Here is a 25,710-nt window from a genome sequence, read left to right on the forward strand (position 1 = left end):
GCCTGGCTCGACGGGGCTCAGCGCGCCGCGACGCGCAACTCCCCCTGCATCGCCGGGTGATAGCGGCAATAGAAGGCCACCGGCCCGGCGTGCCGAAGCGTGATTCGCCTGGCCTGGTGCGGCTGCAGCGTGACATCGAAGCTGCGATCGCGCGCGCTTGCCGTGTGCGCGACGATGTCCCGGTTTTCCCAGGTGATCGTGTCGCCGACCCGAAGGTTCGCCGGGAGCGCGCCGAACCGCATGTTCGAGAGCACGACGACATGATCGGCCGCGAGCGCCGGGCTCGCCGCGGCAAGCGCGACGAGGGCGACCGCGAGGGCGGCGCGCCTCATCTCAACGCCTGCGCCATATGTTCGGCATGGGTCTGATGCTCGGTGAAGAGCGCCAGCCCCGATTCGAGCAGCGACTTCAGCTCGGCATTGTGCGCGTTCGGGATCAGCGTGTCGCGAAGCGCGCCGTTGACGGTGCGGTGGAAGGCGATCTCGTTGGCGACATAGGCGCGATCGAAGGCGGCGCCGGTGAGGTGCGAGAGGCGATCGCGCGCCGCGGCGGCCTGAGCGGTGAGCGCGGTGCTGGTCGCATTGGCCTCCGGCGTGACGTGGAGCCGCTGCACCAGGGCGAGCGCCTGGCGGTTCACCGCCTCGTGATCGCGAACCATCGTCTCGGCGAAGGCGCGGACCGCCTGGTTGTGCGAGATCCGCAGCGCCTGGCGGCCCGCCTCGACGTCGATCTGGCCGGCGGTATAGGCGATATGGGCGATCTGCGGATCGGTCGGGGCCTGCGCCGCCGCCGGCGCGGCGATGGCGAGCGCGGCGATCGCGCCCAGCGCGAACATGGTCTTCATCGTGAATCTCCCTTTTGGGCGGGCCTCGGTTCGGGCTCGCGGCCTGTTTGATGCCGGCGCCGCCGCCGCGTTCCCGGGCGGCGGAAAATTCTCCGGCGATCGCCCGCGCCGACGGGCTTTCGGGAACGTCGACCGCCCCGGCGGCATCCAATCGCCGTTTCGGGTGGGAGATGCGTCGCATGGCTTGTGCGGGGAACGACGATGCCGGGGCGCGGCGCGGGCCGATCGCCTCGCTTGCGCCCACCGAGGCGACGTGAAAGTGGAGGGGGGGATGACAGCACTCGTCCAGCGCGACCATGAGTCGCTCGACGACATGTCGCTCGCCGCGCTCGTCGCCGCGCGCGATCCCCATGCGGTGCGGCTGGTGACGACGCGCAACAACCAGCGTCTCTTCCGCGCCGTCTTCGCCATTCTCGGCAACCGGGCGGAGGCGGAGGATGCGGTGCAGAGCGCCTATCTCAAGGCCTTCGCGGCGATCGGCCGGTTCGAGGGGCGATCGGCCTTGTCCACCTGGCTCACCCGCATCGCGATCAACGAGGCGCTGGCCCGGCAGCGCGCGCTGAAGCGCCGCCGCGCCCATCTCGACGCGGCGGCCGTCACCGTGCTCGACGATTATCGGGAGACGTTCATGCAGGGCTCGATCGCCGGAACCGCGCCCGACCTGGCCCATGCGCGGGCCGAGCTCAGGCAGTTGCTCGAACGGGCGATCGCGGCGCTGCCCGCGCCGTTTCGAATCGTCTTCGTGCTTCGCGAGATCGAGGGGCAGAGCGTCGAGGAGGTGGCGGATGCGCTCGATCTCAATCCGGCGACGGTGAAGACGAGGCATCTGCGCGCCCGTCGCCGCCTCCGCGAGGCGCTTGCCCCGGACGTCAAGGAAGCGCTCTTCGGCAGCTTCCCCTTCGCCGGCGCCGATTGCGAGGCGCTGACCGCGCGCGTCCTTGCGGCTTGGGCGCCCGAGGCGCGATAACGGCACGCGCGAAGCGGCGCTTTTCTTCCGGCGACGAATCGATCTAGGCTCGTGCCCATGTGGCGGCGCGCCTTTCCACTGCTGCTCCTCATTGCGATACCGGCGGCGGCGTCGGCGGCGCTGCCGGTCCATGTCGGGGGCCGGGCGGTGCAGGAGGCGGACGGGAGCTGGCGGTTCGGCTGGCCGGGCGTCTATTTCGAAAGTCGTTTCCGGGGCACGGCCGTGAGCGTGGACGCAGTTCCGGGCGCCGACCGGCTGCGGCTTTCCATCGACGGCGCCGTGCGCGCCGAGCTGATCGGGCCGGGCGAGGTGCGCCTCGACATCAGCGGGCTCGATCCTGGCGACCATGTCGTCCGGCTCGACAAGGTGACGGAGAGCCAGGAGGGGAGCAGCCGCTTCATCGGATTCAGCACCGATCCCGAGGCGACGCCGCTGGACCCGCCGGCGCGGACTCGGGAAATCGAATTTGTCGGAGACAGCTATACCGTCGGCTATGGCGATACGGCGCACGGCCCGGCCTGCACCCGCGCAGAGGTCCACGACACGACCGACACCAGCCAGGCGTTCGGCCCGCTCGCGGCGCGCCGGCTGGACGCGGATTACCGGATCATCGCTTTTTCAGGCTTCGGCGTCGTCCGCAATTATGACGGCGTCGCGCCCGGCCTCAGCCTGCCGGCGATCTACGGCCGCGCCATTCCGGGGGAGACAATGCCGTGGGATGCGGCGCGCGATGCGTGGCGGCCGCAGCTGATCGTGATCGCGCTCGGCGCGAACGATTTTTCGACCGATCTCCACCCCGGCGAACGATGGGCGAACCGCGATGCGCTGCGCGCCGACTGGCGCGCCCGCTATGTCGCCTTCGCGCGCGCGCTGATGGCGCGCCAGCCGCAGGCACGCCTGCTCCTCGTCGGCCGCGATCCCTATTTCGCCGACCTCGAACAGGTCGCCGCCGCGCTCAACCGGACGGCGCGCGAGCCGGTCGCGACACTGAGCTATGAGGGCCTTGGGCTGACCGGATGCGACCACCATCCCGATCTCGCCGATCACCGTCGGCTCGCCGACCTGATCGTCGCCGCGGCCGGCCGGATCGCCGGCCTCGAACATTGGACCGTGGCGGCTGGACAGGCGGGGCGCTGAGGCTATGTTAGCGCTCACATGACGGGCGGCGGCGCATCGCCCGCGAGGGGAGGGCGAGCGCCTATGGGACGGCATATCCGCGGGCTGCGCTGGTGGATCATCGCCCTCGTCATGGCGGGGACGGCGCTCAATTTCCTGACCCGATCGACGCTCGGCGTCGCCGCGCCGACGATGATGGCCGATCTCGACATCGACGCCGAGCAATATTCGTGGATCACCGCCGCCTTCCAGATCGGCATCATGGCGCAGCCGATCACCGGCTGGTTGCTCGACATCATCGGGATTCGCGCCGGCCTGGCGCTGTTCGCCGCAGCCTGGGGCGCGATCACCATGGCGCACGGGCTGGCTGGCGGCTGGCGGGCGCTCGCCGGACTGCGCGGCGCGCTCGGCCTCGCCGAAGGGGCGGCGCACCCGGGCGGCCTCAAGGTCGTCGCCGAATGGTTCCCGGCGAAGGAGAGGGGGCTGGCGACCGGCCTCTACAATATCGGGGCGTCGCTCGGCGGCGTGCTGGCGCCGCCGCTCGTCGTCTGGGCGATCTGGATGTGGAACTGGCGCGCGGCCTTCGTCATCGCCGGCGCGCTCGGCCTGGTCTGGGCGCTGTGCTGGCGGCTCGCTTATCGCCCGCCGGCCGAGCATCCGGCGCTCGGGGAGAACGAGCGCGCGACGATCGCGGCGGGGCAGGAGCCGCATCTCGCCGCCGGCGATGCGCGTCCCTCGTTCCTCGCCATCGCCCGCCAGCGCAATTTCTGGGGCATCGCGCTGCCCCGCTTCCTCGCCGATCCCACCTGGGGGACGCTGACCTTCTGGATGCCGCTCTACCTCACCCAGGCGCGCGGCTTCGATCTTGCCCATATCGCGCTCTTCGCCTGGCTCCCGTTCGTCGCGGCGGACCTTGGCTGCCTGTTCGGACCGGCGGTGGCGCTGTTCCTGCAGCGTCGGGGGCTCGACCTCATCACCGCGCGCAAGGGCGCGTTCACGCTCGGCGCCGTGATGATGACCGGGATGATGTTCGTCGGCACGGTGGAAAGCGCCTATGCCGCGATCGGCCTGCTCTGCCTCGGCGCCTTCGCGCACCAGACGCTGTCGATCACCGTCATCGCCATGGCGCCGGACCTGTTCCGCCGGCACGAGGTCGGCACCGTCGCCGGCTCCGCCGGGCTGTTCGCGAATCTCGGCGTCCTCCTCTTCTCGCTCGCCATCGGCGGGCTGGTCGCGCGGATCGGCTATACGCCCTTCTTCGTCGCGCTCGCCTTGCTCGACCTGCTCGGCGCGGCGGTGCTCTGGGCATTGGTGAGGAGGCCCGCCGCCGCATGATCCGCAACCCGATCCTGCCCGGCTTCAATCCCGATCCGTCGATCGTGCGGGTGGGCGAGGATTATTATGTCGCGACCTCGACCTTCGAATGGTTTCCCGGCGTCCAGATCCATCATAGCCGCGATCTCGAGAACTGGCGGCTCGTCGCCCGGCCGCTCGATCGCGCCAGCCAGCTCGACCTGCGCGGCGATCCGGACGGATGCGGAGTCTGGGCGCCGTGCCTCAGCCATGACGGCCAGCGCTTCCACCTCGTCTATACCGATGTGAAGCGCTACGGCCGCACCACGACGGCCGGCGCTTCGGGCGCGAGCCTGCGCGATTTTCACAATTACCTGGTGACGGCCGAGACGATCGACGGGCCGTGGTCGGACCCGGTTCACCTCAATTCGAGCGGCTTCGATCCCTCGCTCTTCCACGACGCGGACGGGCGCAAATGGCTGGTCAACATGCTGTGGGACCATCGGCCCGGCCGCAACCGCTTCGGCGGGATCGTCCTCCAGGAATATGACCCGCGGGCCCGCCGCCTGATCGGCGAGCGCCGGCTGATCTTCAAAGGCACGCCGCTGGGCCTTACCGAAGCGCCGCATCTCTACCGGCGCGGGGATCATTACTATTTGCTCACCGCCGAGGGCGGCACCGGCTGGAACCATGCGGTGACGATGGCGCGCGCGCGATCGATCGAAGGACCCTACGAGCTCCATCCCGACGTCCACATCCTGTCGGCGCGCGACCGGCCCGATGCGCCGTTGCAGCGCGCCGGCCATGCCGATCTGGTCGAAACGCCGGCGGGGGAGACCTGGATGGTCTATCTGTGCGGCCGCCCGCTGTCGAACCGGGGCCGCTGCGTCATGGGGCGCGAGACGGCGATCCAGAAGATGTGCTGGGGCGCGGACGGGTGGCTGCGCACCGAGGCGGGGGACGGATTGCCCGTGGTCGAGGCCGAGCGCGGGCCATCGATCGACCAGCGGGAGGATTTCGACGCGCCCGGGCTTGCGATCGATTTCCAGTGGCTGCGGACGCCCGAGCCGGAGGCGATCTTCAGCCTTTCCGCGCGGCCCGGCCATCTGCGCCTATACGGCCGCGAGTCGATCGGCAGCCTCTTCACCCAGGCGCTGGTCGCGCGGCGGCAGCAGGCCTTCTGCTATTCCGCCGCCTGCGCGATGGACTTCGATCCGGCGCATTACCAGCAAGCGGCGGGGCTGGTCTGCTATTATAACGCGGCGAAGTTCCATTACCTCCACGTCAGCCATGACGAGGCGCTGGGCCGGCACATCCGCGTCATGTCCGCGCTCCCCGACGCCCCGCAGGCCGACGCCTTCACCGCGCCGGTCGCGATTCCGCCGGGGCGGATCGAGCTGCGCTGCGAGGTGGATTACGAACGTCTGCGCTTCGCCTTCCGGGCCGAGGGACAGGCGTGCTGGACGTGGATTCCCGAAATCTTCGATGCCTCGATCCTGTCCGACGAAGCCAGCGCGCCGGGCCTGCCCAATTTCACCGGCGCCTTCGTGGGGCTCGCCTGCCAGGACATGGCCGGCACCGCGCGCCCCGCGGATTTCGACTGGTTCGCCTATCGCGAGCGCGATTACGCAGCCGGCCCGACCGGGCTCGACTGGCCTGCCGCCTTGTCCCGGCTGGGAGCAGGGCCTATGTTGAGGGCATGAGGCGCTTTCCCTCTTTCGAACGGTTCCGGCTGCATGGGAGCAGCCTGATGGCACGCACGCGGCCCTCGGGGCGGCGCGTCCACTGACGCCCGGCCCGCGAGGGCGATCATCACGCGAAAATCCGGCCGTGTCGCGGGTCCGCCCGCGCCGCGATTTCCACCGTTTGAAAGGCCGGTCGCGAAGGCGCGGCGCGGCCGAAAGGAACTCAATCATGTCGACACCGATCAGCCTGCACCAGCGCGACATGCTGGTCCGCACGCTCCCCCTCGTCCGCCAGCACAAGGAGGCGATCGTCGCCCGTCTCGCCTGGGCCCTGCGCGGCGTTTCCCGCCAGCGCAGCGCCCGCGATGTCGAGACGATCGCACGCACGCTCACCGAATTGCTGATCGATCAGGCGCACAGCCTCAGCGGGACGGGCACGCTTCGTCCGCTCGACGACGTCTCGAGCCGTCACGCCGCGCTCGGCATCGACGGTCGTTTCTATTCGCGGTTCGGCGATGCGCTGGTGCCTGTGATGAGCGACCTGCTCGGCCCGAACGTGCCGCGCGACGTCGCGCCCGCCTGGTGCGACGCATTCTGGATGGTGGTTCGCGCGCTGAAGCCGGTCAAGGTCGCGGCCAACGGCTGACTGGCCAAGCGCGGCCCCGAGTGGTCCGGGCTCGCGGCTCAACGAGTCGCGAGCCTAAAGCAGCCTCAGCTGATCGCCCTGCGGCGGTTCGAACAGGTCGGTGCGCAGGGGCCGCTTCTCGATGTTGAGGCCGTGCGCCTTCACCGCGCGCTCGAATCGGGTGCGCAGCAGCGCGGCCCAGGGGCCCTTCCCGCGCATCCGGGTGAAGAAATCGGGATCGTTGTCGCGGCCGCCGCGGAGCGACTGGATGATGTGCATGACCTTGCCGGCCCGATCGGGGAAATGCTCGTCGAGCCAGGCGCGGAACAAGGGCGCGACCTCGAACGGCAGGCGGACGGGGAGGAAGAAGACGCCGATTGCCCCCGCATCGGCGGCGGCGGCGACGATCTCCTCCAGCTCGTCATCGGTGATCCCGGGAACGACCGGCGCGATCGAGACGTAGGTGGGGACGCCCGCATCGGCGAGCCGCCTCACCGCCGCGAGGCGCTTGCGCGGCGCCGGCGCGCGCGGCTCCAGCGTCCGCGAGATCGCCGGGGTGAGAGAGGTCACCGAAAGCGCGACGCCGGCAAGGCCTTGCGCCGCCATCTGCGCGAGGATGTCGATGTCGCGCGTGACCCGGTCCGACTTGGTGGTGATCGTCACCGGGTGCCTCGTTTCGGCGAGCACTTCGAGGATCGAGCGGGTGATCCGCCATTTCGCCTCGATCGGCTGATAGGGATCGGTGTTCGTCCCCATCGCGATCGGTCGGACCTGATAGCCGCGCCGGCCCAGCTCGGCGCGAAGCAGCTTCGCCGCATCGGGCTTGGCGAACAGGCGGCTTTCGAAATCGAGGCCGGGCGAGAGATCGTGATAGGCATGGGTCGGCCGCGCGAAGCAGTAGATGCAGCCATGCTCGCAGCCGCGATAGGGATTGATCGAGCGATCGAAGCCGACGTCGGGCGATTGATTGCGGCTGATGATCGTCTTCGGATGCTCGACGGTGACGCTGGTACGCAGCGGCGGCGCGCCGCCATCCTGCTCCTCGCGCGCGTCCAGCCAGTCCCCGTCGGCCTCGCGGACCTTCAGGTTGAAACGCGTCGGCGTGCGATTCTCGGGCGCGCCGCGACCGGGACGGACATCGGGCCGCATCCGCCCGGGATTAAGCGACGGACGGGAACATATCAAGAACAATCCGCGCCGCGCGGGCGCGCGTTCAGTCGCCGGCGGTCTGGGTGGAGGCGGGGGCCATCGCCGTCTGCACCGGCGCCGGGCGTGGCGGGATACGCACCGCGACGGCGCCCCTCATGCCCGGGAAGCGCGGCCACATGCCCTGGGCGAGGGCGCGGCGGCTGACCGAGCTGTCGGCGTCGCGGCCCTCGTAGATCCAGTAATTGCGAAGGACGATCGGCACGTAGCCGCGCGTCTCCCAATAAGGGATCGTCTCGATGAACAGCAGCGGATCGCTCTGGTCGTAGCGGCTGTTCCACGTCGCCACCGGAAGCGGCCCGGCATTGTAGGAGGCGATCACCTTGGGAAGCAGGCCGCCGGTGCAATCCTGATCGCGCAGATATTCGAGATAGGCCTGGCCATATTCGAGGTTCACGACGGGATCGTTGAGCTGCGCCGCGGTGACGCTCGCGCCGCGCGCGCGGGCCATGTCGCCGGCGCTGCCGGGCCGGACCTGCATCAGCCCGCGCGCGCCCGCCGGGCTCACCGCTTCCGGCCGGAAGCCCGATTCCTGGAGCGCGTGGGCGAAGGCGAGCGCCGGATCGACCCGCCAGCCGCCCGCCGGCCGCCAGCTCGGCTCCGGATAGCGGTCGATCGTCTCGACCCTGGTGCCGCGCGGGCCGTTATGGGCGAGCCACATCTGGGCACTTGTGAGGTTCAGCTTCGCGGCGAGATGGACCAGGGCAAGGTGATCGCGCGGCGCGCCGATCCGGGCCTGCCAGCGAAGCAGATCGCCGGCGCGGCCCGTCTCGCCGATCTCCGTCAGCGCGACGGCGACGCGGACGTTCGAATTGCCCTCGATCGCCCGCCAGTCCCGCTCGGTAAAGGGATCCTGATCCGTCGGCGGACGGTGGATGGCGAGCGCGCTCTGGGCGAGCAGGCCGTAGAACGTCTCGCCGAGCCGGGCGGCGGCCAGGAGCCGGCCCTGCGACCGTTCGGGCCGTCCGGCCGCGACATCGGCGCGCGAGGCCCAGTAATGGCCGGCGGCGACGAGCTCGTAATCGCTTGAGCGGCCCGCCACCGCATCGAAATGGCGCGCCGCCGCGTCGTAATCGGCCAGCCGCCAGGCCGCGAGCCCGGCCACCCAGTCGCTGAGCGCAGCCCATTCGGTGGTTCCGCGCGCGCCATCTTCGGCCACGCGCAGCGCGTCGCGATCGAGGCCGTTCAGGAAATAGACCCAGGCGATCCGCTGCTGATATTGGGTGCGCGCCTCGGCGGTGAGATCGGCGCTGCGCGCGGCGAAGAGGCTTTCCGCCTCCTGCGGCCGATCGTTGACGAGGAGCGGGTTGATCAGCGGCTCGAGCTGGTCGGCGACCGGATCGCCGACGATGCGCGGGCCGCGCCCGCGCCGCGGCTGGCCGCCGAGACTGGCGAGCCGCTGGGGGGTCGGGAGGTCCGGCAGCTCGCTTGCCCCGCGGAGCGTCGCAAGCCGGGCGAGATCCGCCGCCTGGGGAAGCTCACGCGCACGCGGCAGCAGGTCCATCAGCGGGCCGGCCTCGACACGCGGCGATCCGGGCATGGTGTAGAGCAGGGCGCGGGCGAGCGGGTGGAGCAATCCCGGCGTCATGCCGTCGAGCCGGCCGGCCGCGCTCGCCCAATTGCCCGCGTCGAGATCGGCGAAGACCGCGCGATAATTGTCGCGCTCGGACGCGCTCAGCATCCTTGGCACATCCGCCTCGCGGGCGGCGCGCGGGCCCGAGTCGGCGCCGGCGTCGGTCGCGAAGGCCGGGATGGGCGACAGGGCGATCCCTGCGGCGCAGAGGAAGAGGGCAGTGCGGATCATGCCTTCAATCCTTCCATCAGCATCTGGAGATCTTCCCAGGCGAGCTTCTTGAGGCCTGGGGTCCGATCCATGTCCTCGGGGCGGATCGTCGCGATCGCGCGGATCGGGCCGGCCGGGGTTTCGACCTCGTGCCAGCGCCCGCGCGCGCCCGAGACCGGCGCACCGACCAGCGCCTGCGCGCACGCATCGCCGAAGAGCAGCAGCGCCTTGGGCTTCACCAGGGCGACATGGTGGCGTGCGATCGGGCCGAGCATCTTGAGGTCGTCGGCATTGAGCCGCCCGGTCGGTGTGCGGATCGGCGACAATGGCGCCAGATAGACGCTGTCGCGCGCATATCCGATCGCCTTGAGCATCCGATCGAGCAGCGCGCCCTCGTCGCCGTCGACCAGCCCTGCGCGGCCCGGCATCGAGACCATGATCATGAGATCGGCCGTGGGATCGCCTTCCGGCGCGAAGCGGCGGGCCGTCGGCGCGGCGAGCGGAAGATCCGGGCTCTCGGCGAGCCAGAGGCGGAAGGCCGCGAGATCGTCGGGCAAGCCGGACTGGACGGCCGCATCGGGAAGGTCGGAAGCGGTCGCCGTCGGCGCGGCGCTTGCCGGCTTCAGCCAGTTGCGCGGCGCTTCCGCGACGATCGTGTCGACCCCGGCATCGTGCCACCAGCCAAGGGCGCTCGTCGCCCAGTCCCCGCTCATTCCTCGCTCTACCCCGTAATTTCCCGGTCCATAGAGTCAGCCGCCGACGGGCTGGTCAATCGGACAGGGCCTGTTTATCTGCCAGCCGTTGGCGGGATGCGACGACAGGAGCCTTTCGAGGGGAGCGAGTGAATGAGCGAACGCGAGTCGATGGCCTATGACGTGGTGATCGTCGGCGCCGGGCCGGCGGGCCTTGCGGCGTCGATCCGCCTGAAACAGCTCGCCGCCGAGGCTGGGCGCGAGCTGTCGGTCTGCATCCTCGAAAAGGGATCGGAGGTCGGCGCGCACATCCTGTCGGGCGCGGTGGTCGATCCGAAGGCGGTCAACGAGCTGATCCCGAACTGGCGCGAGCTCGACAGCCCGCTGACCGTACCGGTGACGAAGAACGAGCATTGGGTGCTCACGAAGAAAGGCAAGTTCGCCTTCCCGCACCTGATGATGCCGCCGCTCATGTCGAACAAGGGTACCTATACGGTGAGCCTCGGCAATCTCTGCCGCTGGCTTGCGGGGCAGGCCGAGGCGCTGGGCGTCGAGATCTTCCCCGGCTTCGCCGCAGCCGAAGTGCTGTTCAACGACGACGGATCGGTGAAGGGCGTGGCGACCGGCGACATGGGCGTCGCCCGCGACGGCACGCACAAGAGCGATTACCAGCCCGGCATGGAGCTGCACGGCCGCTACACCTTCTTCGCGGAGGGCGCGCGCGGCCACCTCACCAAGGAATTGAAGCGCATCTTCGCGCTCGACGCCGACAGCCAGCCGCAGACTTATGGCATCGGCCTCAAGGAGCTGTGGGACATCGATCCGGCGAAGCATGAGCCGGGCCGAGTGATCCACACCCAGGGCTGGCCGCTCGACGATGCGTGGGGCGGCGGCTTCCTCTATCACCAGGCGGGCGGGCAGGTTGCGCTCGGCTTCATCGTCGCGCTCAACTATCGCAATCCCCACCTCTCGCCCTTCGAGGAGTTCCAGCGCTGGAAGCAGCACCCCTCGATCCGCCAGTTCCTGGAGGGCGGGCGGCGCGTCTCCTATGGCGCGCGCGCGATCAACGAGGGCGGCTGGCAGGCGGTGCCGAAGCTCGCCTTTCCCGGCGGCGCCCTGATCGGCTGCGCGGCGGGCTTCGTGAACGTGCCCCGGATCAAGGGCAGCCACACGGCGATGAAATCCGCAATGCTCGCCGCCGAAAGCGCCTTCGCCGCCATCGCCGCGGACCGGGGCGGGGACGTGCTTGCCGATTACGAGCCGAACCTGCGCGCGAGCTGGGTCGGCAAGGAGCTCGCCATGGTCCGCAATGTCGAGCCGATGGTGGCGAAGTTCGGCGGCGCGATCGGCACCTTCCTCGCCGGGATCGACATGTGGATGCGCCAGATCGGCATCGGCCTTCCGTTCACGATGAAGCATCACCCCGACAATGAGGGGCTGTGGCGCAAGGATCTCGTCGCGCCGATCGCCTATCCGAAGCCCGACGGCGTGATCAGCTTCGATCGCCTGTCGTCGGTCTTCCTCTCCAACACCAATCACGAGGAGGACCAGCCGGTCCATCTGACGCTGAAGGACCCGACGATCCCGGTCCGGGTGAACCTCGCCGATTATGACGGGCCGGAGCAGCGTTACTGCCCCGCGGGCGTCTATGAGTTCGTCGAGGAGGGCGGTTCACCCAGGCTTCAGATCAACGCGCAGAATTGCGTCCACTGCAAGACGTGCGACATCAAGGATCCGACCCAGAACATCAACTGGGTGGTGCCGGAAGGCGGAGGAGGCCCCAATTATCCCAATATGTAAGCCGCTCGTTCGCCTCTCCCTCGCCGTTGCGATGGGGGCGGCCGCGGCCGGCGCGACAGCGGCGCCGACGGGCGACATCGGCACCGCATCGCCACTCTCCCGCTACGTCCAGGCCCGCCTCGCCGCCTCGTCCGGCGCCGACGACCGGGCCAGCGCCGATTTCGCCGCCGTGCTCGATGCCGCGCCGGACAACCAGATCGTCGCCGCCCAGGCGATGAGCCACGGCATCTCGGCCGGTGACTGGCCGCTGGCGCTGCGCGGCGCGCGGGCGCTGGAGCAGGCCGGGGCGCTTCGGCCCGACGCACGCCTGCTGATCGTCGCCGACGCCTTCCGACGCCGCGACTGGGCCACGGCGCGGCGCGAGGTCGCGGCCGCCGAGCGCGAGCGGATCTTCGCCTTCATGGCGCCGATCCTGCGCGCCTGGATCGCCTATGGATCGGGCGCCGGCGATCCGCTCGCCCAGCTCGGCCAGGGCGATGGCGCCGGCGGCTATGTCGAGGAGCATCATGCGCTGCTGCTCGTCGCGATGAACCGGCCGGAGGGCCGCGCGGCGCTCGACGCGGCGACCGGCGCGCAAAGCGTCCGATCGATGCGCCTCAGGATCGCCGGCGCCGGGTTGATCGCGAGCCGCGGCGATCGTGCCGGCGCGCTTGCCCTGCTCGCCGGGGACGACGGCCCGATCGTCGCCGCGCGTTCGCTGGTCCAGGCGGGCCGCCCGGTCTCCGGCGCGTTCGACGGCGCGAACAGCGGCATGGCCGAGCTGCTGCTCCGCTTCGCGCTCGATCTCGATTCGCGCGATCTCACCGCGCCGGCGATCGGCTTCGCGCGGATCGCGACCTATCTCGATCCGGCGAGCAGCGAGGGCTGGCTCATCGCCGCCGAGCTGACCGCGAAGGAGGACCGGCCGGCCGAAGCCGTGCCGCTCCTCGCGCATGTCGATGCCGCCGATCCCTTCGCCGACGTGGTCCGCGACACGCGCGCCCGGCTGCTGGTCGCGGCCGGGAATGCGGCTGAAGCGCTGGCCGATGCCGAGGCGGCGGCCGGCGCGCCAGGCGCGGGCGCGAGTGACCAGATCCGGCTTGGCCAGGTGCTGATGGCGATGGGCCGCAGCGCGGACGCCGCCGCCGCCTTCGGTCGCGCGGTCGAGCTTCGCGGCCCCAACGACATGCCCGAAGCGGCGATCCTGCTCGCCCAGGCCGGCGCGCTCGACCAGGCCGGGAACTGGCCGGCGGCACGCGCCCTGCTCGAACGCGCCAACCGCATCCAGCCGAACAACGCCCTGATCCTCAACTATCTGGGCTATGGCCAGCTTTCGCACCGCGAGGACATGGCCGCGGCCGAACAGATGGTGAGGGAGGCGCATCGACTTGCGCCCGACAATGCGGCGATCACCGATTCGCTCGGCTGGGCGCTGTTCCTCAAGGGCGACAAGGCCGGCGCGATCACCCTGCTGGAAAGCGCCGCGCAGGCGGCGCCCGCCGATGTCGAGATCAACGAGCATCTCGGCGATGCCTATTATGCGATGGGGCGGCGGCTCGATGCGCGCTTCGCCTGGCGCGCGGCGCGGGTCTATGCCGACGGCGAGGACGCGGCTCGGCTCGATAGCAAGATCGCCGGCGGCCCGGACGCGCAGGCCGCCGCGCGCTGATGCGCGAAACCGCCTGCGCCAAGCTCAACCTCGCCCTCCACGTCCGCGCGCGTGAGGCCGACGGCTATCACCGGATCGAGACGATCTTCGCCTTCGCCGAGGCGGGCGATGTGCTGACCGCGGCGCCCGGCGCGGGGCTGACGCTCAGCGTCACCGGGCCGTTCGCGGCGGACCTTGCCGACGAGCCCGACAATCTCGTCCTTCGCGCCGCGCGGGCGCTGGCGGATCGCGCCGGGATCGTGGGCGATGCCGCGCTGACGCTCGACAAGAAGCTGCCCGTCGCCTCGGGAATCGGCGGCGGATCGGCCGACGCGGCGGCGACGCTCAGGCTGCTGCGCCGGTTCTGGCGGCTCGATATCGGCGATGAGGCGATCGGCGCGATCGCCGCCGGGCTCGGCGCCGACGTGCCCGCCTGCCTCGCCAGCCGGACGATGCGCGGCGAGGGGCGGGGGGACAGGCTGCGGGCCGTGGACCTCCCGGGGCTCGCGGGCACGCCGCTGCTCCTCGTGAACCCGCGCCTTCCGGTGTCGACCGCCGATGTCTTCCGCGCCTGGGACGGGCGCGACGGCGGCCCCCTCGGCGACTGGGAGGAGGGGCGCAACGATCTCGAAGCGCCGGCCCGGCGGATCGCGCCGGCGATCGACGAGGTCCTCGACGCACTCGCGGCGGCGCGCGTCGCCCGCATGTCGGGCTCCGGCGCGACCTGCTTCGGCCTGTTCGACTCCGCGGCGGCGCGGGACGAGACGGCGGCAGGGATCGCCGCCCGGCATCCGCATTGGTGGATGCTTGCCACCCGTCTCAAATGACCCGCGAGTCCCGTTCCGGCACGGCCCGCCGCGCCCGTTAACCACCGCAAGCCGCACGAATCCGTCGTGGCACGCGCCTTGCGTGCTGTCCGGGGAACGGGTCGAGGCGCGCCGGGCGCGCGCCGACATTCGCCCGCGGCCCCCGCTCCACCGGGCGGGCGCCGCGCCCCCCTGTGCCGGGTCGTGAGCAATTCGCTCCGGCCCGGCTTTTTTTTCGAGACAAAAGGACGCGGGCGCGGCAACTTGGCCCGATGATCCGCTTAGGTTGTGAAGGTAAAGTCGTCCGTCTCACGCTCGATCGGCCCGAGGCGCGCAATGCAATCCCCGGCGAAGGCTGGGACCAGATCGCCGACCGGCTGACCGAGATCGCGCGAACCGACGCCAGGCTCCTGATCGTCTCCGGAGCCGGCGGCGCCTTCTGTTCGGGCGTCGATCTGTCCGATTTCGGCCGCTTTCTTGGCGATGCGGAGGCGAGCGCGCGGCTGCGCCAGCGTATCCGCGCCGCGCTCGATCGGCTTCGCGCGCTCGAAATCCCGACGATCGCGATGATCGAAGGGCCCTGCTATGGCGCCGGGGTCGCGCTCGCCATCGCCTGCGATCTTCGAATCGCCGCACCGGAGGCCAAGTTCGCGATCACGCCGGCCAAGCTCGGCCTCGCCTATCCGCAGGAGGACGTGCACCGGCTGGTCCGCCTGGTCGGGGCGGGGCAGGCGGCGCGGCTGCTCTTCACCGCCGGCATGATCGACGCGATGGAAGCCCGGCGGATCGGCCTGGTCGAGATCGTCGAGCCGGCGGCGGCCGCCAAGCCGATCCTCCAGTCGATGCTGGACAACAGCGCCGACAGCCTGGCCGTGCTGAAGCGCTCGATCCGTCTCACCGCCGAGGGCGTGCGAAGCGATCCGGAACAGGACCGGCGGTTCGACGCCCTGCTCTCCGGCGAGGAGGTGGCGCGCCGGCTGGATGCGCTGCGGCGGCAATGAAGCGGGCCGCCCTCGCCGCGACGGTCGCGCTGGCGGCCTGCGGCGGGCATGCACCCGCGGGCCACGGGGGCGGCGCGACGATGGATGGGCGGATCGAGTGCCGGACCGGCGATGCTCCGTTCGCTCGCGCCTGCACGGTCGAGGAGGCCGAGAGCGGCGCGGGGCACGTGCTCACCCTTCGCAAGCCGGACGGCGGGTTCCGACGCCTGCTCGTCACGCGCGACGGACGCGGCGTGATCGCGGCCGACGGCGCGGAGCCGGCGCGCGTGAGCGTGATCGGCGACCGGCGGATCGAGGTGACGATCGGCGCCGATGCCTTCCGCCTTCCCGCGACGATCGCGCCGCGATGAAGGGACGCGTCATCCTGACGGCCGGGGAGATGCGCGCGGCCGAGGCGCGATCGATCGCCGCCGGGACGAGCGTCGAGACGCTGATGGAGCGCGCGGGCCAGGCCGCGGCGGCGGCGATTCGCCGCTTTGCCGGCCCGATGCCGGCGCTGGTCCTGTGCGGCCCCGGCAATAATGGCGGCGACGGCTATGTGGTCGCGCGCGCGCTCGCGGCTGCGGGGCAGGACGTTCGCGTCGCCGCGACCGGCGAGCCGAAGACGGCCGCCGCCAGCGCGGCGCGCGCGGCCTGGGGCCGGGAGGTCCATGCCCTCGCCGATGTCGAGCCGGCGCCGCTGCTGATCGATTCGCTGTTCGGGACGGGGCTCACCCGCGGGCTCCTGCGCGATGCCGCGGCAGAGCTCGAGGCGCTCGCCGGAATGGCGCGGATCACCGCCGCGATCGACCTGCCGAGCGGCATTTCGACCGACGACGGGGCGATCCTCTCGCCGGTGCCCGACTGCGATCTCACCGTCACCTTCCAGACGCTGAAGCCTGCCCATCTGCTCCAGCCCGCGGCGCGGCACATGGGCCGGATCGTCGTCGCCGACATCGGTATCGAGGCGGCCAGCGACCTCCACGAAATCGCACGCCCGCGCCTTGCCGCGCCGGGGCCGGAGTCGCACAAATTCACGCGCGGGCTCGTGACGGTGATCGCCGGCGGGATGGCCGGGGCCGGGGCGCTTTCCGCCGGCGCGGCGCTCCGGGCCGGGGCCGGGGCGGTGCGGCTCCAGGCGCGCGAGCCGGTCCACGGCGTCGCCGCGGCGATCATCCAGACCCCCGGCGATCCCCTCGACCGGATCGACGACAAAAGGATCGGCGCGCTGCTGCTCGGGCCCGGCCTCGCACCGGACGATGAAGGCCGCGCGCTTTTCGAGGCAGCGGCCGGATCGGGCCATCCGCTCGTCCTCGATGCCGGGGCGCTTCGCATCCTCGCCGACGGCGCCGCTCTGCCGGCGGCCGGGCCGACCGCCATCCTTACCCCGCATGAGGGCGAGTTCGCAGCGCTGTTCGGGGAGGACGGCGGGAGCAAGGTGGAGCGCGCCCGCGCCGCCGCGGCGAAGGTCGGGGCGGTGATCGTCTACAAGGGGCCGGACACCGTCGTTGCCGCGCCGGATGGCCGCGCGGCGATCCATGCGGCCACCGCCCATTGGCTCGCCACCGCCGGTGCGGGCGACGTGCTCGCCGGGACGATCGCCGCGATGCGCGCGGCCGGGATGGCGGCATTCGAGGCGGCCTGCGCCGGAATCTGGCTGCACGGGCGCGCTGCGGCGCTGGCCGGGCCGTTCCTGATCGCGGACGATCTGATCGCGCACCTTCCCGCCGCCTGCGCCGAATGCCTGTGAGCGATGGCGACATCGTCGTGCGCCTCGCCGCGCGCGGGGACGGGGTGACGGGCGACGGCCGGTTCGTCGCCGGCGCCGCGCCGGGCGACCGGATCGCGGCCGATGGCGCGATCCTGCCCGGGGCGCACCACCAGGCGCCGCCCTGCCGCCACTTCCCGGAGTGCGGCGGGTGCCAGCTCCAGCATGTCGACGACGCGGCCTATGCCGATTATCTGAAGGATCGCATCGCCTCCGCGCTCGCGGCACAGGGGCTCGCGCCGCCCGAAATCCGCACGCCCCATCTCTCGCCGCCGCGCAGCCGCCGCCGCGCGCAGCTCAAGGCCGCGGGCGGGGTGATCGGTTTCAACGCGGAGGGAAGCCACCGCATCGTCGACATGCGCGAATGCCATGTGCTGAGGCCCGAACTGTTCGATCTCGTCGCGCCGCTGCGCCGCATGCTCACCGGCCGCGCCGGCGCCGCGATGACGCTGGCGGACCAGGGCGTCGACTTGCTCCTCGAAGGCGTGTCCGCAGAGGGACTCGCCCAGGCCGAGGCGCTGACCGGTTTCGCCCGTACGCACCGGCTCGCCCGCCTCTCGCTCGACGACGGCTATGGGCCGCAGACGATGTGGGAGCCGGAGCCGGTCACCGCGACGCTCGGCGGCGTGCCGGTGCCGCTTCCGCACAATGCGTTTCTCCAGGCGACGGCGGACGGCGAGGCAGCGCTGGTCGCCGCGGTGCGCGAGGCAGTTGGCGAGGCGCGGCTCGTCGCCGATCTCTTCGCGGGCCTCGGCACCTTCGCCCTGTCGCTCCGCGGGCGCGTCTATGCCGCCGAGGGCGCCCGCGATGCGGTGCTTGCGCTCAAGAGCGCGCGGCGAGAGGGCCTGTTCGTCGATCATCGCGACCTGTTCCGCCGGCCGCTCGATGCGGCCGAACTGGGCCGGTTCGAAGCGGTCGTCCTCGATCCGCCGCGCGCCGGCGCGAAGGAGCAGATGCCGCTGCTGGCCGTCTCGCCGGTCCCCCGGATCGCCTATGTGTCGTGCAATCCCGCGACCTTCGCCCGCGATGCACGGACGCTCGCCGACGCCGGCTGCCGGCTCGACTGGGTGCAGCCGGTGGGCCAGTTCCGCTGGTCCACCCATGTCGAGCTGGTCGGCCGCTTTTCGCGCGCCTAGCGCATCGCCCCGGTCATCGCGGCGGCCGGCACCGGCGCGGAGGTGGCGATCGCCATGCCGACCCCGCGCGCCGTCGCCAGCGCGGTCTCGGCCGACGGGGCTTCGTCGGTGATGTGGACCACCGCGCCGACCCGCGTCACCGAATAGAGCTCGCGCGCAAAGGCGAGCGGGAGCCGGACGCAGCCGTGCGACGCCGGATGGCCGGGGATCGCGCCGGCGTGAAGGGCGATGCCGTCCCAGGTGAGCCGCTGCATGAACGGCATCGGCGCGTCATTGTAGCGGTTCGAACGATGATCGCGGTCCTTCTCGAGGATCGGGAAGGTGCCGGTCGGCGTCCGGTGGCCGGGGCGCCCGGTCGACACGGTCGTCGCGCCGATCAGCTGCCCGCCGCGATAGACATAGGCGATCTGGCGCGGGATCGAGACGACGATCTCGATCGGCCCGGCGGTTGCCCGCTCGGGATGCCAGACGAAGGCGCCGGGGTTCAGCGCCTCGATCCGTGCGGTCATGTCGCCGTCGACGGCGGGCGCGGGCGCGGGCGCCGGCGGTGCGGCGACGGGCGGCGCGACCTCGACGGTGGCGCGTTCGGCGGCCTGCGTCGCAACCGGGGCGGTGACGGCGCTGGCGGCCGCCATCGGCTCGGCGACCTGGGCGGGGGCGGAGGTGCTGGCGGCGGGGCCGAGCATCAGCGCGGCCAGGGCGGTTCCCAGCGACCAGGAATAGGAACGGATCATCTCGTCTCTCCCTGAACCCCGGCACGCGCCGGAGGTCTGTGAGCGGAGAGCTAGCGATCGCGCCGGAACATGCGCGGCCCTTGCGGCGGGGGCCGCGAACGGATCGTCAAACCTGCATTCCAGCGACGAACCGGTTTCCGGGCGCGACGAAAAGAGTGAACGCCAGATTTATGGGAGCCGGCACCGCGCGCGGCGGGGGCGATTCGATCCTTCCTGTCGCCGACGGGGACGGGGACGAGGGGCTTTCGGCGCCGGAATGCCCCTCCGCCATGCTTCGCATGGTTCCCTCCCCATGACCCTTCGCTTCACAGGGAGGATTGAAGGGTCAAAGCCCGTGAAGGACGCGCGCGGCCGCGTGGACGGTCAGGCCAAGCAGGCAGAAGGAGCCGCCGAGGAAGGCGAGGAAGCGCCAGCGCACGACGTTCGTTGTCGCCTGGATGAGGCTGTGGACGATGCGGAAGCCGACATAGCCCCAGGCGAGCCAGAGATTGATCCACACATCGCCGCCGCCGAGCAGGGCAAGGCTGATCGCGACCGCGTAGAACAGCGTCGGCTGCTCCATCAGATGGTTGTAGTTATGCGCCTTCCACTGGACCCAATCCTCGACGACACCGTCGAGCGAGCGGCCCGTGGAGCCGATCCTGCCCTTGAGGCTGATCCCCTTGCGCTTCATCGCGGGGAAGCGGACCAGATACATCCAGGCCATCATCACCAGCGTCCAGGCGACAAGGGCGACGACGGGGGCGAGGATGGCGGCGTGCATCAGCGGAGGCTGCGACGGATGGCGGCGCGCGTAAAGCCTGAATCCTCCCCGCCGTGAAGAGGGGAGGATGGGCGCACGATCAGTCGAACATCTTCGCGAAGGCGCGCTTCGCGCGGGTCTTCCAATGTCCGCGGTGATAGGCGTCGCTGGCGAGCAGCGGCAGGACGCTGGTCGCCTCCGCATAGACCATCTGCTCGAGCGCGGTGCTTACCTTGCCCCAGCTCGCCGCCTCCTGGAGCGTCGAGGAGGAGCAGGCGCCGTCGCGAACGTCGGCGACGGTGATCTGCACCGCATATTTGTGGACCTCGACATCGTCGTGGCCGAGGATTTCGGCGCAAACGACCGTGTCCTGCGTGAAGTTCTTCGGAACGCCGCCGCCGATCATCAGCAGGCCGGTGGTGCCCGCCTTGATCTTGATGTCGGTGAGCTCGCGGAAATCGGCGATGGCGTCGAGCACCATATAGGGCTTGCCCGCCTTCATCGCCTCGACCTGATGCTTCACCAGCCCGAAGCCGGCCGAGCTGTCGACGAAGGCCGGGCAGAAGATCGGCACGTCATGTTCGTAGGCGAGCTTGACGAGGCTGTTCGGCTTCTTGCCGTGCTCGACCAGATATTTGCCCATCTCGCGGATGAAGGCGCGCGAGGAATAGGGCCGCGCCGGCAGCGAGTCCGCGATCGCCGCGATCGTGTGATCGCAGTCCTGGAGCTGCTCCTCGTCGATATAGGTGTCGTAGATCCGGTCGATGTAGAGCGAGCGCAGCGTGTCGTCGTCGGGGATTTCGAGCGCCTGATAGTGCTTGTGGCCAAGCCCTTCGAAGAAATCCATGTCGACGATCGTGGCGCCGGTCGCGACGACCGCGTCGACCATGTTGTTGGCGACCAGATCGGCATAAAGGTCCATGCAGCCGCCGGCGCTGGTCGAACCGGCGATGACGAGGATGACCGAGCAATCCTTGTCGGCGAGCATCTGGTTGTAGATGTCCGCCGCCCGGCCGAGATCGCGGCTGGTGAAGCTCATCTTCTTCATCGCGTCGACGATCGGCCGCGCGTCGAAGCTCTTGATGTCGATATGCTCGACCGTCTTCGACAGAAGCTCCGCCTTGCGGGTGTCGTTGATCGGGGCGTCGGTCATTTCAATTTCTCCGCATTCCCCTCCCGCTTGCGGGAGGGGTTAGGGGTGGGCCTATAGAAGGTTTGCGGGGCTGGGACACCACCCATCCCCGGCGCCTCCAGCAATCGGGAGGGGCGCTACAGCGTCACGACGTTCGAGGGAACCGCGCGTTCCTCGGCATCGCCCAGGTAGAGCGAGGCCATCGGCTCGTCCTCGGCAACGACCGTGAGATCGGATCCGAAGCCGTTGAAGCGCGTGCGCATCGCGCAGCCATAGGCGCCGAGCATCCCGATCTCGAGATAATCGCCCGCCTTCACGTCCGCCGGCAGCAGGAAGGGGCCGGCCATATGGTCGAGATCGTCGCAGGTCGGCCCGTAGAAGCTGAACGCCATGTCGCGCACCTCGGATTCGGGTTCGCGAAGCAGCTTCACCGGGAAGCGCCAGCCGACATGCGCCGCATCGAACAGCGCGCCATAGGCGCCGTCGTTGATGTAAAGCGTGTCGCCGCGCCGCTTTTCCACGCGCACCACCAGGCTCGCATATTCCGCGCACAGCGCCCGGCCCGGCTCGCACCACAATTCCGCCGAATAGGAGATCGGCAGATCCTCGAAGGCGCGGTGGATCGTTTCGAAATAGAGCGTGAGCGGCGGCGGCTCCATGCCCGGATAGGAGGAGGGGAAGCCGCCGCCGACATCGACGATGTCGACCGTGACCGCCGCCGCGACGATCGCCGCGCGGACCCGCTCCATCGCCTCGGCATAGGCCGCCGGGGTCATCGCCTGGCTGCCGACATGGAAGCAGATGCCGAGCGCGTCCGCCGCCTGGCGGGCCGCGATCAGCAGCGCCTTCATCTCGTCGGGCTCCGCGCCGAACTTGGCGGCGAGGCTGAGCTTGGAATGATCGGAGGAGACGCGGATCCGCACCAGCAGGTTGAGATCGGTCGCGCCGCCGGTGGCGGTGACGATCTTCTCAAGCTCCTCCATCGTGTCGAGCGAGAAGGTCCGAACGCCGTAGCGCAGATAAGCCTCCGCGATCGCCTCCTCGGCCTTGACCGGGTGCATGAAGCACAGCACCGCATCCGGCAGCGTCTCCGCCACCAGCCGCACCTCGGCGATCGAGGCGACGTCATAATGCGTGATTCCGCTGTCCCACAGCTCCTTCAGGAGATCGGGCGAGGGATTGGCCTTCACGGCATAGAGCGACCGGCCCAGGAACTTCTCGACGAAGAAGCGGGCGGCGCGCCGGGCGGCGAGCGGACGAATGAGCGTGACCGGCTGAACCGGCCGGAGGGCGGAAGCTAGCCCCAGCGCATTATGGTGCGTGTGCAACTCAAGGGACCTCCAACGGGTAGTTGACGAAAGCTGCCTTGCGGTTGGAAGTCCCCATGGGGCAGCGGAGGCGCGATATATGAGCGTCCACCCCCCATGTAAAGACCCGTGTTTTCCCCCGTATTTCCAGAGGTTTGAATGACGAATCGGAAGCCCACGACCAATGGTGTCCGCGACGCGGCGAAACGCATCGAAGGTGCGGTGACCCGCACGCCGCTGCTGCCGCTCGATCGAGACGGGCGGCGCCTGTGGGTGAAGGCCGAATGCCTTCAGCAGGGGGGCGCGTTCAAATTGCGCGGCGCGACCAACCGATTGATGCAACTGGATGAATCTCGGCGCGCGGCGGGAGTCGTCGCCTTCTCGTCCGGCAATCACGCGCAGGGCGTCGCCCTCGCCGCGCGGCGGCTCGGCATTCCGGCGGTGATCGTGATGCCGTCGGATGCGCCCGGGGTGAAGGTCGAGGGAACGCGGCGCTTCGGCGCGGAGATCGTCTTCTACGACCGCGCCACCGAGAGCCGCGAGGAGATCGGCGCGCGTCTCGCGACCGAGCGTGGCGCGACGCTGGTGCCGAGCTTCGACGATGTCGACGTGATCGAAGGGCAGGGGAGCGCCGGCGCCGAGATCGAAGGGCAGCTCGGCCGCCAGCCGCCGATGGTCGTCGTCCCCTGCGGCGGCGGCGGGCTTGCCGCGGGAATCGCGCTCGCGCTGCCGGGCAGCGAGATCGTGGTCGCCGAGCCGGAGGGCTGGGACGATATGGCCCGGTCGCTCGCGCTCGGCCATATCGTCCCGGTCGCCGAGCCGGCGCCCCCGACCCTGTGCGACGCGCTCCAGACCAAATTGGTCTCGCCGCTGACCTTCGCCGCGCTCGGCGAGGCGGGTGCACGCGGTGTCGCGGTGAGCGAGACGGAGGTGGCGAAGGCGATGCGCTTCGCCTTCGCAACCCTCCGGATCGTCGCCGAGCCGGGCGGCGCGGTCGCGCTGGCGGCGGTGCTGTCGGGCAAGGTCGACCCGCCCGAGGGCAGCGTCGTCCTGGTGTCCGGCGGCAATGTCGATCCAGCCCTGTTCGCGCATATTCTGGCGAAGGACGGGGGCTGAGGTCCGCCCCTCTCCCGCGCCGGGGAGAGGGGCCTGGACCGGGCCATCAGCGCACGCGAAGGCGCGCGGGGATCTCCTCCGTCGGGCATAGCCGCATCGGCGGGCCGGTCTCCTCATAGGTGAAGCGCATCCGCGTCGGCGAGAGAACCTCGACCTGCGACCCGTCGTCCATCTGCCAGCGGCCATGCTCGCGCTGCGGGCGGCCGACCGGCGAGAGGGTGGTGTCGGGGGTGCTCGGAAAGATCACGGCATAGCGCCGGCCGTCATAATAATAGATCATTCCGGACGGGCGGTCGCAGCGGCTCGCTTCCTCCACGAAATAGCCGGCGGCAAGGCCGAGCGGGCCGATCGGGCGGGCCGCCTGGCGCGGCGGCGCGGCGGCCGGGGTCTCGTCCTCCATGCCCGGGATCGTGCAGGCATGGCCCTCGCCATCGTCGCCCCCGGCAGGACCATAATCGCGGCCGTTCCAGCGAAAGCGGGGGAAGCAGGTGCCCGGGCCGCCGACGATCAGGTCAGGCCATGCCGATCCGGCGCGGCGCCGGAAGAGCGGGCTTCCGCTGGCTTGGAACAGGCGGCGCCAGCCGGTCTGCGTCGGTGTGACGATCGCAAAGCCCACTCCCGACATGCCGTGGCAGGCCATTCCGGTCGAGGTGACGATCACCTCGGGCCGGCCGTCGCCGTCGAGGTCGCGGATCGCCGGCCCTTCGTCGACCGAAGGATCGGCGATTTCCGCAGGGCACGAATCCGCCGGCGAATTGCCTGGCTCGTCCGACGCATCCCAATGGCCGCCGCGCTTGTGGAGGCCGGCGGCGCGGAAGATGGCATCACGCTCCGCCGCGCTCAGCTGGGCCGCGCGCATCGGCAGGTGCCAGTTGGCGGTCGGACCGCTGTCGGCCGGTGCGGCGGCATTGGTATCCGCCGCCGCAGCCGCCGGCTTCGGGGCGTTGGATGACGTCGCGTCCGGCGCGGCGGCATTGTCGGCGGCGCCGTCACCGCAGGCGGCGAGCACCGCCGCGAGCGGCAGCAGGACAGAAAGCGGGGGGTGTCGCATCGTCAATCTCCCTAGGGAGCCGGCAGGACGCCGGCTCGACGGGATCTGATAGAAACCACGCGGCGCCAGTGTCTTGACGCGTTCCTCACGAATTTCTGAAGCTGCTTTCGGTCAGGCAGGGCTCCTGCCCGGACCTCCGCCTGTCACCGCGGCCACAAGGCCGGTGAGCTCGGCCAGCTCCGCCGCCCGCGCGCGCAGCTCCTCCGCGCGCATTTCGGCATCCGTGCCGGGACGCGCGGCGCGGGCGCTTTCGGCGAGCGAATCGATCAACCGCGCGAGATCGGGCAGGATCGAGCGCTCGATCGTCGCCAGCGCGCCTTCGATCGGATCGGGCCTGGACATGGCGCGAGCCTAGAAGCGCGTGCTTAAGGCTTTGTGAAAGGCTGCGGTCGTGCCATCAGGCCGGCGATGAACGGACCCGGCGCAACCCTGCTCTCCGCCCTGATGCTCGCCGCCTTCGCGCTCGCCGGGGGCGGGCTCTATCTGCTCGTCAGGAAAAGGCAGCGGCGACAGGGCGTGCTGATGCTGATCGCCGCCGCCGTCGCGCTCGCCAACGTCCTCATCTGGACGGCCTGAGCCGATCCGCCCTCCCCGGACGGGGAAGGGCGCGACTCAGCGGATCGGGCAGCCGGGCGCCAGTCGGAAGTCGAGATAATCGTCCACTTCCTTCATCAGCTGCGGCATTTCGTTGGCGAAGAAATGGTTCGCGCCCGGGATCGTCTTGTGCTCGATCGTGATGTGGCGCTGGGTACGCAGCTTGTCGACCAGCTTCTGGGTCGCGCTCGGCGTCACCACCTCGTCGGCCTCGCCCTGGATGATGATGCCGGAGGCGGGGCAGGGGGCGAGGAAGCTGAAATCATACATGTTCGCCGGCGGCGCGATCGAGATGAAGCCGCGCGCCTCGGGCCGGCGCATCAGCAGCTGCATGCCGATCCACGCGCCGAAGCTGAAGCCGGCGATCCAAGTCACCTCGGCCTCCGGATGGATCGACTGCACCCAATCGAGCGCGCTCGCCGCATCGGACAGTTCGCCGATGCCGTTGTCGAACACGCCCTGGCTCTTGCCGACGCCGCGGAAATTGAACCGCAGCGTCGCGAAGCCGCGCTTCACGAACGTCTTGTAGAGCGCGAGCACGATCGCATTGTTCATCGTGCCGCCGCCCTGCGGATGCGGGTGGAGGATCATGGCGACGGGCGCGCGGGGGCGCGGGCCGGGGCTGAACCGGCCTTCGAGACGGCCTTCCGGCCCGGGAAAGATGACTTCTGGCATGACACAGGATCCTGGTCGGCGCCGCGCGGGA

At 70.5% G+C, this 25,710-nt stretch carries 26 protein-coding genes; 14 read left to right on the forward strand and 12 right to left on the reverse strand.

What is annotated here, in order from left to right; all coding sequences use genetic code 11:
* Nucleotides 1-17: 17 nt before the first annotated feature.
* A complete protein-coding gene (locus FRZ32_RS11500; protein WP_147043630.1) occupies nt 18-332 on the reverse strand; it encodes a cupredoxin domain-containing protein in 315 nt (104 codons plus the stop codon).
* Nucleotides 329-844: a DUF4142 domain-containing protein gene (locus tag FRZ32_RS11505; protein ID WP_147043631.1), complete on the reverse strand. Its 516-nt coding sequence runs from the start codon at nt 842-844 to the stop codon at nt 329-331. The genes FRZ32_RS11500 and FRZ32_RS11505 overlap by 4 nt, the downstream gene beginning before the upstream one ends.
* Before the next feature lie 271 nt (nt 845-1,115).
* On the opposite strand from FRZ32_RS11505, the gene FRZ32_RS11510 reads away from it, so the two are divergent.
* The 5 genes from FRZ32_RS11510 (at nt 1,116) to FRZ32_RS11530 (ending at nt 6,551) form a co-directional block, all read left to right on the forward strand.
* Entirely contained in the window at nt 1,116-1,811 is a 696-nt protein-coding gene (locus tag FRZ32_RS11510; protein ID WP_147043632.1) for an RNA polymerase sigma factor, read from the forward strand.
* Nucleotides 1,812-1,868: 57 nt separating this feature from the next.
* Nucleotides 1,869-2,948 (forward strand): SGNH/GDSL hydrolase family protein, encoded by a 1,080-nt coding sequence (locus FRZ32_RS11515; RefSeq protein WP_147043633.1) that lies wholly within the window; start codon nt 1,869-1,871, stop codon nt 2,946-2,948.
* Between the two features lie 63 nt (nt 2,949-3,011).
* Nucleotides 3,012-4,262 (forward strand): MFS transporter, encoded by a 1,251-nt coding sequence (locus tag FRZ32_RS11520; protein ID WP_147043634.1) that lies wholly within the window; start codon nt 3,012-3,014, stop codon nt 4,260-4,262.
* Nucleotides 4,259-5,923, forward strand: a complete 1,665-nt coding sequence (locus FRZ32_RS11525; RefSeq protein WP_147043635.1) for a glycoside hydrolase family 43 protein — start codon at nt 4,259-4,261, stop codon at nt 5,921-5,923. Before FRZ32_RS11520 ends, FRZ32_RS11525 begins: the two co-directional genes overlap by 4 nt.
* 211 nt (nt 5,924-6,134) lie before the next feature.
* Nucleotides 6,135-6,551 carry a globin family protein gene (locus FRZ32_RS11530; protein ID WP_147043636.1) on the forward strand — a complete coding sequence of 139 codons (417 nt, stop codon included), beginning with the start codon at nt 6,135-6,137 and terminating at the stop codon, nt 6,549-6,551.
* Nucleotides 6,552-6,605: 54 nt separating this feature from the next.
* Here the strand turns inward: FRZ32_RS11530 and FRZ32_RS11535 are convergent, their stop codons facing one another.
* The 3 genes from FRZ32_RS11535 to FRZ32_RS11545 form a co-directional block, all read right to left on the reverse strand.
* The gene (locus tag FRZ32_RS11535) at nt 6,606-7,679 is read right to left on the reverse strand and encodes a PA0069 family radical SAM protein (RefSeq protein WP_147043637.1); all 1,074 of its coding nucleotides are present in this window, start codon (nt 7,677-7,679) and stop codon (nt 6,606-6,608) included.
* 64 nt (nt 7,680-7,743) lie between these two features.
* Nucleotides 7,744-9,540 (reverse strand): lytic transglycosylase domain-containing protein, encoded by a 1,797-nt coding sequence (locus tag FRZ32_RS11540; RefSeq protein WP_147043638.1) that lies wholly within the window; start codon nt 9,538-9,540, stop codon nt 7,744-7,746.
* Entirely contained in the window at nt 9,537-10,232 is a 696-nt protein-coding gene (locus FRZ32_RS11545) for a uracil-DNA glycosylase family protein (protein ID WP_147043639.1), read from the reverse strand. The genes FRZ32_RS11540 and FRZ32_RS11545 overlap by 4 nt, the downstream gene beginning before the upstream one ends.
* A gap of 132 nt (nt 10,233-10,364) precedes the next feature.
* On the opposite strand from FRZ32_RS11545, the gene FRZ32_RS11550 reads away from it, so the two are divergent.
* The 7 genes from FRZ32_RS11550 (at nt 10,365) to FRZ32_RS11580 (ending at nt 18,328) form a co-directional block, all read left to right on the forward strand.
* Nucleotides 10,365-12,011 carry an electron transfer flavoprotein-ubiquinone oxidoreductase gene (locus tag FRZ32_RS11550; protein ID WP_147043640.1) on the forward strand — a complete coding sequence of 549 codons (1,647 nt, stop codon included), beginning with the start codon at nt 10,365-10,367 and terminating at the stop codon, nt 12,009-12,011.
* A 31-nt stretch (nt 12,012-12,042) separates the two neighbouring features.
* Entirely contained in the window at nt 12,043-13,659 is a 1,617-nt protein-coding gene (locus FRZ32_RS11555) for a tetratricopeptide repeat protein (protein ID WP_147043641.1), read from the forward strand.
* Complete coding sequence (locus tag FRZ32_RS11560) at nt 13,659-14,465, forward strand: 4-(cytidine 5'-diphospho)-2-C-methyl-D-erythritol kinase (protein WP_192901894.1); 807 nt, start codon at nt 13,659-13,661, stop codon at nt 14,463-14,465. Before FRZ32_RS11555 ends, FRZ32_RS11560 begins: the two co-directional genes overlap by 1 nt.
* Nucleotides 14,466-14,716: 251 nt before the next feature.
* On the forward strand, nt 14,717-15,445 hold the full coding sequence (locus FRZ32_RS11565) for an enoyl-CoA hydratase/isomerase family protein (RefSeq protein WP_147043643.1): 729 nt from the start codon (nt 14,717-14,719) through the stop codon (nt 15,443-15,445).
* Nucleotides 15,442-15,795, forward strand: a complete 354-nt coding sequence (locus FRZ32_RS11570; protein WP_147043644.1) for a hypothetical protein — start codon at nt 15,442-15,444, stop codon at nt 15,793-15,795. Before FRZ32_RS11565 ends, FRZ32_RS11570 begins: the two co-directional genes overlap by 4 nt.
* The gene (locus FRZ32_RS11575) at nt 15,792-17,174 is read left to right on the forward strand and encodes an NAD(P)H-hydrate dehydratase (RefSeq protein ID WP_147043645.1); all 1,383 of its coding nucleotides are present in this window, start codon (nt 15,792-15,794) and stop codon (nt 17,172-17,174) included. The genes FRZ32_RS11570 and FRZ32_RS11575 overlap by 4 nt, the downstream gene beginning before the upstream one ends.
* The gene (locus tag FRZ32_RS11580; protein ID WP_147043646.1) at nt 17,165-18,328 is read left to right on the forward strand and encodes a class I SAM-dependent RNA methyltransferase; all 1,164 of its coding nucleotides are present in this window, start codon (nt 17,165-17,167) and stop codon (nt 18,326-18,328) included. Before FRZ32_RS11575 ends, FRZ32_RS11580 begins: the two co-directional genes overlap by 10 nt.
* Here FRZ32_RS11580 and FRZ32_RS11585 read toward each other — a convergent pair.
* The 4 genes from FRZ32_RS11585 to FRZ32_RS11600 form a co-directional block, all read right to left on the reverse strand.
* Nucleotides 18,325-19,062, reverse strand: a complete 738-nt coding sequence (locus tag FRZ32_RS11585; RefSeq protein ID WP_341536583.1) for a L,D-transpeptidase family protein — start codon at nt 19,060-19,062, stop codon at nt 18,325-18,327. The two genes, FRZ32_RS11580 and FRZ32_RS11585, sit on opposite strands and share 4 nt — an antisense overlap.
* 325 nt (nt 19,063-19,387) lie before the next feature.
* Complete coding sequence (locus tag FRZ32_RS11590) at nt 19,388-19,825, reverse strand: MAPEG family protein (RefSeq protein WP_147043647.1); 438 nt, start codon at nt 19,823-19,825, stop codon at nt 19,388-19,390.
* A 79-nt stretch (nt 19,826-19,904) separates the two neighbouring features.
* Nucleotides 19,905-20,957, reverse strand: coding sequence for a 1,9-bis(guanidino)-5-aza-nonane synthase (locus FRZ32_RS11595; protein ID WP_147043648.1), 1,053 nt, complete (start codon nt 20,955-20,957; stop codon nt 19,905-19,907).
* 116 nt (nt 20,958-21,073) lie between these two features.
* The gene (locus FRZ32_RS11600) at nt 21,074-22,264 is read right to left on the reverse strand and encodes a type III PLP-dependent enzyme (protein WP_147043649.1); all 1,191 of its coding nucleotides are present in this window, start codon (nt 22,262-22,264) and stop codon (nt 21,074-21,076) included.
* Between the two features lie 138 nt (nt 22,265-22,402).
* On the opposite strand from FRZ32_RS11600, the gene FRZ32_RS11605 reads away from it, so the two are divergent.
* Nucleotides 22,403-23,359 (forward strand): threonine ammonia-lyase, encoded by a 957-nt coding sequence (locus FRZ32_RS11605; RefSeq protein ID WP_147043650.1) that lies wholly within the window; start codon nt 22,403-22,405, stop codon nt 23,357-23,359.
* Between the two features lie 46 nt (nt 23,360-23,405).
* Here FRZ32_RS11605 and FRZ32_RS11610 read toward each other — a convergent pair whose 3' ends face one another.
* Both FRZ32_RS11610 and FRZ32_RS11615 read right to left on the reverse strand, forming a co-directional pair.
* Nucleotides 23,406-24,410, reverse strand: coding sequence for a hypothetical protein (locus FRZ32_RS11610; protein WP_147043651.1), 1,005 nt, complete (start codon nt 24,408-24,410; stop codon nt 23,406-23,408).
* Nucleotides 24,411-24,521: 111 nt separating this feature from the next.
* A complete protein-coding gene (locus FRZ32_RS11615; protein ID WP_147043652.1) occupies nt 24,522-24,752 on the reverse strand; it encodes a hypothetical protein in 231 nt (76 codons plus the stop codon).
* A 66-nt stretch (nt 24,753-24,818) separates the two neighbouring features.
* On the opposite strand from FRZ32_RS11615, the gene FRZ32_RS11620 reads away from it, so the two are divergent.
* Nucleotides 24,819-24,986: an LPXTG cell wall anchor domain-containing protein gene (locus FRZ32_RS11620; RefSeq protein WP_147043653.1), complete on the forward strand. Its 168-nt coding sequence runs from the start codon at nt 24,819-24,821 to the stop codon at nt 24,984-24,986.
* A gap of 36 nt (nt 24,987-25,022) precedes the next feature.
* Here the strand turns inward: FRZ32_RS11620 and FRZ32_RS11625 are convergent, their stop codons facing one another.
* Complete coding sequence (locus tag FRZ32_RS11625) at nt 25,023-25,679, reverse strand: alpha/beta hydrolase (RefSeq protein WP_147043654.1); 657 nt, start codon at nt 25,677-25,679, stop codon at nt 25,023-25,025.
* Between the last annotated feature and the right edge of the window lie 31 nt (nt 25,680-25,710).

This window comes from Sphingosinicella ginsenosidimutans (assembly GCF_007995055.1).
In the GTDB taxonomy this organism is placed as follows: Bacteria; Pseudomonadota; Alphaproteobacteria; order Sphingomonadales; family Sphingomonadaceae; genus Allosphingosinicella; species Allosphingosinicella ginsenosidimutans.

What these genes read in the sequence shown, in the direction of transcription:
- FRZ32_RS11555 (WP_147043641.1), top strand. Translation starts at nt 12,043, where the DNA reads ATGGGGGCGGCCGCGGCCGGCGCGACAGCGGCGCCGACGGGCGACATC.
- FRZ32_RS11500 (WP_147043630.1), bottom strand. Translation starts at nt 332, where the DNA reads ATGAGGCGCGCCGCCCTCGCGGTCGCCCTCGTCGCGCTTGCCGCGGCG.
- FRZ32_RS11570 (WP_147043644.1), top strand. Translation starts at nt 15,442, where the DNA reads ATGAAGCGGGCCGCCCTCGCCGCGACGGTCGCGCTGGCGGCCTGCGGC.
- FRZ32_RS11520 (WP_147043634.1), top strand. Translation starts at nt 3,012, where the DNA reads ATGGGACGGCATATCCGCGGGCTGCGCTGGTGGATCATCGCCCTCGTC.
- FRZ32_RS11525 (WP_147043635.1), top strand. Translation starts at nt 4,259, where the DNA reads ATGATCCGCAACCCGATCCTGCCCGGCTTCAATCCCGATCCGTCGATC.
- FRZ32_RS11615 (WP_147043652.1), bottom strand. Translation starts at nt 24,752, where the DNA reads ATGTCCAGGCCCGATCCGATCGAAGGCGCGCTGGCGACGATCGAGCGC.
- FRZ32_RS11515 (WP_147043633.1), top strand. Translation starts at nt 1,869, where the DNA reads ATGTGGCGGCGCGCCTTTCCACTGCTGCTCCTCATTGCGATACCGGCG.
- FRZ32_RS11540 (WP_147043638.1), bottom strand. Translation starts at nt 9,540, where the DNA reads ATGATCCGCACTGCCCTCTTCCTCTGCGCCGCAGGGATCGCCCTGTCG.
- FRZ32_RS11610 (WP_147043651.1), bottom strand. Translation starts at nt 24,410, where the DNA reads ATGCGACACCCCCCGCTTTCTGTCCTGCTGCCGCTCGCGGCGGTGCTC.
- FRZ32_RS11580 (WP_147043646.1), top strand. Translation starts at nt 17,165, where the DNA reads ATGCCTGTGAGCGATGGCGACATCGTCGTGCGCCTCGCCGCGCGCGGG.
- FRZ32_RS11595 (WP_147043648.1), bottom strand. Translation starts at nt 20,957, where the DNA reads ATGACCGACGCCCCGATCAACGACACCCGCAAGGCGGAGCTTCTGTCG.
- FRZ32_RS11560 (WP_192901894.1), top strand. Translation starts at nt 13,659, where the DNA reads ATGCGCGAAACCGCCTGCGCCAAGCTCAACCTCGCCCTCCACGTCCGC.
- FRZ32_RS11530 (WP_147043636.1), top strand. Translation starts at nt 6,135, where the DNA reads ATGTCGACACCGATCAGCCTGCACCAGCGCGACATGCTGGTCCGCACG.
- FRZ32_RS11605 (WP_147043650.1), top strand. Translation starts at nt 22,403, where the DNA reads ATGACGAATCGGAAGCCCACGACCAATGGTGTCCGCGACGCGGCGAAA.
- FRZ32_RS11575 (WP_147043645.1), top strand. Translation starts at nt 15,792, where the DNA reads ATGAAGGGACGCGTCATCCTGACGGCCGGGGAGATGCGCGCGGCCGAG.
- FRZ32_RS11625 (WP_147043654.1), bottom strand. Translation starts at nt 25,679, where the DNA reads ATGCCAGAAGTCATCTTTCCCGGGCCGGAAGGCCGTCTCGAAGGCCGG.
- FRZ32_RS11510 (WP_147043632.1), top strand. Translation starts at nt 1,116, where the DNA reads ATGACAGCACTCGTCCAGCGCGACCATGAGTCGCTCGACGACATGTCG.
- FRZ32_RS11620 (WP_147043653.1), top strand. Translation starts at nt 24,819, where the DNA reads ATGAACGGACCCGGCGCAACCCTGCTCTCCGCCCTGATGCTCGCCGCC.
- FRZ32_RS11585 (WP_341536583.1), bottom strand. Translation starts at nt 19,062, where the DNA reads ATGATCCGTTCCTATTCCTGGTCGCTGGGAACCGCCCTGGCCGCGCTG.
- FRZ32_RS11505 (WP_147043631.1), bottom strand. Translation starts at nt 844, where the DNA reads ATGAAGACCATGTTCGCGCTGGGCGCGATCGCCGCGCTCGCCATCGCC.
- FRZ32_RS11590 (WP_147043647.1), bottom strand. Translation starts at nt 19,825, where the DNA reads ATGCACGCCGCCATCCTCGCCCCCGTCGTCGCCCTTGTCGCCTGGACG.
- FRZ32_RS11565 (WP_147043643.1), top strand. Translation starts at nt 14,717, where the DNA reads ATGATCCGCTTAGGTTGTGAAGGTAAAGTCGTCCGTCTCACGCTCGAT.
- FRZ32_RS11545 (WP_147043639.1), bottom strand. Translation starts at nt 10,232, where the DNA reads ATGAGCGGGGACTGGGCGACGAGCGCCCTTGGCTGGTGGCACGATGCC.
- FRZ32_RS11535 (WP_147043637.1), bottom strand. Translation starts at nt 7,679, where the DNA reads ATGCGGCCCGATGTCCGTCCCGGTCGCGGCGCGCCCGAGAATCGCACG.
- FRZ32_RS11550 (WP_147043640.1), top strand. Translation starts at nt 10,365, where the DNA reads ATGAGCGAACGCGAGTCGATGGCCTATGACGTGGTGATCGTCGGCGCC.